This is a genomic window from Mycobacterium sp. (assembly GCF_036488105.1).
GTDB lineage: Bacteria > Actinomycetota > Actinomycetes > Mycobacteriales > Mycobacteriaceae > Mycobacterium.
This window is the reverse complement of the sequence record NZ_DASXHW010000436.1, coordinates 1-4855: the sequence shown is the minus strand read 5'-3', so window position 1 is coordinate 4855 and position 4855 is coordinate 1. Positions and strand designations below refer to the sequence as shown.

Annotated in this window: 5 protein-coding genes; 2 read left to right on the top strand and 3 right to left on the bottom strand. The window is 63.8% G+C overall.

All coding sequences use genetic code 11. From position 1 onward, the window contains the following. The 3 genes from VGH54_RS22930 to VGH54_RS22920 all read right to left on the bottom strand — a co-directional run. The coding region (locus tag VGH54_RS22930) for a polyketide synthase (protein WP_331514397.1) at positions 1 to 587 on the bottom strand (587 nt) is incomplete at its 3' end. A gap of 290 nt (positions 588 to 877) precedes the next feature. Then, complete coding sequence (locus tag VGH54_RS22925) at positions 878 to 2623, bottom strand: AMP-binding protein (RefSeq protein WP_331514396.1); 1746 nt, start codon at positions 2621 to 2623, stop codon at positions 878 to 880. Positions 2624 to 3281: 658 nt separating this feature from the next. After that, positions 3282 to 3992, bottom strand: coding sequence for a thioesterase II family protein (locus VGH54_RS22920; RefSeq protein WP_331514395.1), 711 nt, complete (start codon positions 3990 to 3992; stop codon positions 3282 to 3284). Positions 3993 to 4300: 308 nt separating this feature from the next. On the opposite strand from VGH54_RS22920, the gene VGH54_RS22915 reads away from it, so the two are divergent. Continuing rightward, the gene (locus tag VGH54_RS22915) at positions 4301 to 4606 is read left to right on the top strand and encodes a PE family protein (RefSeq protein WP_331514394.1); all 306 of its coding nucleotides are present in this window, start codon (positions 4301 to 4303) and stop codon (positions 4604 to 4606) included. 4 nt (positions 4607 to 4610) lie between these two features. Beyond that, positions 4611 to 4855 (top strand): PPE family protein (locus tag VGH54_RS22910; protein WP_331514393.1); only part of this gene is annotated, 245 nt, incomplete at its 3' end.

Below are 4855 nucleotides of genomic sequence, written 5' to 3'. Positions count from 1 at the left end.
AAATAGGACAGGCGTCCGGCAGCAAAGTTCGCGGCGTTCCCGAACGGGACGTGCGGGTCGACCTCTTCCGGCGGCAGCCGACCGGCCAGGGTCAGGGTGTAGTCGTAGGTGGTCATCCCGACGAACACCGAAGTCTGGGTGCCGCGGATCATCGGCGCGGTGATTCCCGCGTTTTCCAGTGCCTCCCAAGTGACTTCGAGCAACAGCCGCTGCTGCGGGTCCATCGCTGCGGCCTCACGCGGGGAGATGCCGAAGAACTCGGCGTCGAACTCATCGGGACGCCAGGAGGTGAGAAAGCCGCCCTCTTTGCTGACGATCGTGCCCGGCACCGAGTGGTCGTCGGAGTAGAAGGCGTCAGCGTCCCAGCGTCCCGACGGGACGCCGACGATGCCGTTGCCGCCGTCCTGCAGCAGCCGCCAGAACTTGTCGGGACTGTCTGCACCGCCCGGTAGCCGGCAACCCATTCCCACCACGGCGATCGGCTCGGTGTCGCCCTTTTCGGCGATCTCCAGACGCGCGGTCAGGTCGTCGATCTTGCGCAACGCCTCGGTGATGATGGCCCGACGGTCCGACGGTGCAGCAGTCATCGCGCTCCCCCCGGTCCGTCGGAAAGTTGTTCATATGGGACATCGTGTGCGAGATACGCGGCGTCGCCGACCGATGTCATCCGGGCGTATCCAGTCGGTTCGCTTCGTCGCGCCCACAACGGTCATCCCAGCCGGAGTGACTGATGTTACCGCCACTCGGCTGTTGCCGAACCCACCCCCCCTGCACAGCAGGTATCGAAAATTCGTTTGGTGACACTGGCTTTACTCCCGCTGCGGTGTAAAGCCGTCCGGACCCCACTATGTGCGTCTGTCGGCATAGCCGACAGACGTCACGCGGTGGAATCCAAACGGCTGAAGTCGTCCTGTTGGTAGACCTCAACACACGATGAACGGCGGATCTTCCCGCTGGTGGTGATCGGAATGGAGCCGGCCGGAACCAACACGAGGTCAGCCACCCGCAGACCATGCGCCTTCGAAATCGCAGACGTCACTTGCGCTCTCACGGCACGAAGCCGCTCCTGCATCTCCTCGGAGTTGCCCCGGTTCTTCATTTCCGCGATCACGATCAGCCGCTCGGTGCGACCTTCCTCGACGGAAATCGCCGCGACACGGCCGCCGCTGATCTCCTGAGTGGTCGCCTCGATGTCGTCGGGGTAGTGGTTACGCCCGTCGACGATCAGCAGGTCCTTGATACGGCCGATGATGAACAGCTCGCCGTCGTAGATGGTGCCCAGGTCGCCGGTGCGAAGCCACGGGCCCAGTGGGGTGCCGCTGGACGGGTCGACGAGCTGACCTCCGAAGGTCTTCTGCGTCTGTTGCGGCTTGCGCCAGTAACCGGCGGCGATGTTATCGCCATGCAGCCAAATCTCGCCGACCATGCCGGCCGGGTTCTCGATCCGGGTATCCGGGTCGACGATGCGAATCGTCGATGCGCGCGGGATACCGACGCTGACCAGCTCGACTCCGGTCTCGTTGTCGCATGCCTCGGCGTGGCCGGCGGACAACTTCTCATAGTCGAAGGTCGCGACCGTCGGGGGACGGCCCGGGCCGGAGGAGTTCACGTACACCATGGCCTCGGCCAGGCCGTACGACGGCTTCAGCGAGGTGGCCGGGAAGCCGTACTCGGCGAACCGGTCGGTGAAACGCCGGATCGTCGCCGCGTGGACCCGCTCGCTGCCGGACAGGATGGTGTGTACGCCGGCCAGGTCCAGCCCGGCCATGTCCTCGTCGGTGGTTCGACGCGCGGCCAGTTCGAAGGCGAAGTTCGGCACCGCGGTGAAGACGCGGGTGTTCTCGGCCATCTGCTGAACCCACCGGGCGGGACGCTGCAAAAACGCCATCGGGCTCATCAACACCGAATGCAGGCCCATGGTCAGCGCACCGGTGATGCCCAGCAGCAAACCCATGTCGTGATAGACCGGCAGCCAGGACACCAGCGTGGTGTCCGACGGCGGAACCGCACCCTCGGCCTCGAAGTAGTCCTCCCGCACCTGCTGGCAGTTGGCCAGGATGTTCTTGTGGGTGACCACCACGGCCGCCGGCGCGCGCGTCGAGCCGGAGGTGTACTGCAGCAACGCGTTCTTAGTCCGCGGCGCGGCAGGCGCCTGGAAGTTCGGCTCCGCCTCGAGGTCGAGGCTGTCGACCTCGATCAGCGCGGGTGCCTTGCCGGGCAGTAAACGCGCGCAGCCGACGACGTCGTCGGCAACGGCGGTCGTGGTCAGCAGCACCGTGGGAGCGCAGTCCTGCAGGGCCGCGGAGGCCCGCTCGTCGTGGGCGCCGAACTGCGGGACCGGTAGCGGCACGGCTACGAACCCGGCCTCCAAGGCGGCATAGAACGCAACGACGTAGTCCAGGCCCTGCGGCGCGAGGATGGCCGCACGGTCCCCCGGCGCTCCGCAGGACGCGACCTCAGCGGCCAACGCCTGCACGCGGCCGTAGAGCTCGGACCAGGTGAACCTCTGGGAGTAGCCGGCCGGGTCGATCTCGTAGTCGATGTAGGTGTAGGCCGGCGCATCGGGCTGCTGCCGGGCCCACTCCCGCAGCACTGCGGCAATCGAGGCATCGCTTACTGCCATCGGGACACCACCCCTCAAAATCTAGAGCCCCGGGACAACAACTAGACGGGCGCTTGTGATGCACGAGATTAACAGGGGCCTCGCACACCTCGGATCAAAAAACCAAGAATGTAATACGCGCGCCAAACAGAAGCCGCGTTCGGGCCTGCGTCATTGCAGTGACCATAGGTTTGCTATGTGGATCACTCCCGGAGGCGTCCACTCTCCGGTCGCGACGGCCTTACCTTACCCGACGGTCAGTTAATTTGCACGACTGCAAATACTTGAACACTTTGCGGAAACCTTTCCCATGGTAGCCATGGCATTTGCTGCGGTGGTAGCGCCTGCCTCGCACCGAGGCAGCGGCCCCAGCGCCGATCCGGCCTGCCGACTGGAGGCTTCCCGTTCGAAACCTCGCTGAGAGAGGGGTTTGCTGGGTTGCGCCACGCCCGGTGACCGGGTGTGGTGTTATTCACTTTTTTCTTAGACGCCCTGCTTCAGCCGCCCGTTGTGCCGGCCGGCTATCTCGCGCAGATCTCAGGTTGGCCAAGCTGTCCAAGTTACCGGTCGTGAGGTCCAATTCATTAGTCACATAAACACTTGCGGGCAGGTAATGATGCTGTTTGCGGATTTCGATTGCGTCAGCAATTTTGACAACAAGCGTTTATTCACCGATCGCTTAACCTCTACAAGAGGACAAGATCTTGGGCTCGATCTCGCCAACAAGCTCGGCGATGTGATCGGTCAGATAAAAATGGTGGCCGGGAAAAACTTTCAGGCTGAACTCAGATGTCGTGCGCTCCGACCAGGGCAACACCTTCTCGTAGGTGGCCACTTCATCGTCGTCGCCCAGGAACGCGGAGATCGGGCACGACAACTTCTCCTCGGGCGGGCAATCGTATTTCGAGATCGCCTTGAGGCCGCGCAACGTCGGCAGGATGCTGGCCGCGAATTCCTCGTTCTCCAGGAACTCCGGGTTGACACCGGTCATCTCGCTCACCGCGTTGAGCAACCCTTGGTCGGACTCGGGTACGTGCTCGTAGCCGACTCTGCCGGGCGCGGCGACTGCCGAGACGAACAGCGCGGCGATCGGGCTGCCGGCCGCCTCGAACCGGCGGGCGACCTCGAACGCCAGCAACCCGCCCATGCTGTGGCCGAAGAACGCCACCTTTTCGTCGGGATTGTCGGGTGGCTTGATCATCTGGCAAACCTTGTCGGCAAGATCGGAAATGGTGGTAAAGGACCCGAGGTCGTGATTACCACCGCGCCCCGGATAGCGAACGGCAACGCGTTTGATATCGCTGGCAAAGGCTTTGGCGAAGGGAACGTAAAATTCTGCCGATCCCCCGGCATGCGGAAAGATGTAGAGCTTCGGTGGCTGCCCAGTCACGCGGCAACGATACAGCCCCCGACTTGACCAGCCAGGCAGGGCGCGGCGCGACACCGTAGCCGACACTGACTTAACTACGTTCCGCTGACACTTCAATCCTGTGAAAAAGCAATGAATTGACTGTAACGTTTGAAGGCGACCCGGTTTCCCCGATGTTTCCCTGGATTCGGCTATCGCAGAACGCAAAAAAAGCTTACGATTTCAGCGCCACCAGGTGTGGCAATCGCTCTAGGGGAGGGCTATCCAACGCCCAGCTTCAAGTACTGTTTGGCGTCAGTGCCGGACGTGTCGCGGGAAAGGTTTAGAAGATGTTCGTAACTACACAGCCAGACGTGTTGCAGGGGGCTGCGGGCACACTGTCCGGCATTGGCGACGCGATGGCGGCGCGCAACTCGGCGGCGGCCGCGCCGACGACGGGCCTGGCCCCGGCCGCTTCGGACCTCGTGTCGGCGATGACCGCTGCTCAGTTCGGCCAGCACGGCCTGACCTACCAGCAGATCGCCGCCCAGGCAGCAGAGGTTCACGAGCAGTTGGTGGCCGCACTGCGCTCCGGCGCCAGCGCCTACGCGCTGACCGAGGCGACCAACACGGCGGCGGGGTCGATCGGGTCGTGAGTCGATGAGCTTCTCGCTGATACCTCCGGAGATCAACTCCGCGCTGATGTACCAGGGCGCGGGGTCTGGTCCGTTGTTGGAGGCCGCGACGGCATGGGATGGACTGGCTGCCGACTTGGAGGCCACCGCCACCCAATACCAGACCGCGATCACCAACCTGACCACCGGCACCTGGCTGGGTCCGTCGTCGACACGCATGGCCGCGGCAGCCGAGCCCTACATCGCCTGGCTGGAGAGCACCGCGGCCGA

Bases quoted from the DNA above. Each gene is read 5' to 3' on its own strand.
- VGH54_RS22925 (WP_331514396.1), bottom strand. From the start codon at position 2,623: ATGGCAGTAAGCGATGCCTCGATTGCCGCAGTGCTGCGGGAGTGGGCC.
- VGH54_RS22915 (WP_331514394.1), top strand. From the start codon at position 4,301: ATGTTCGTAACTACACAGCCAGACGTGTTGCAGGGGGCTGCGGGCACA.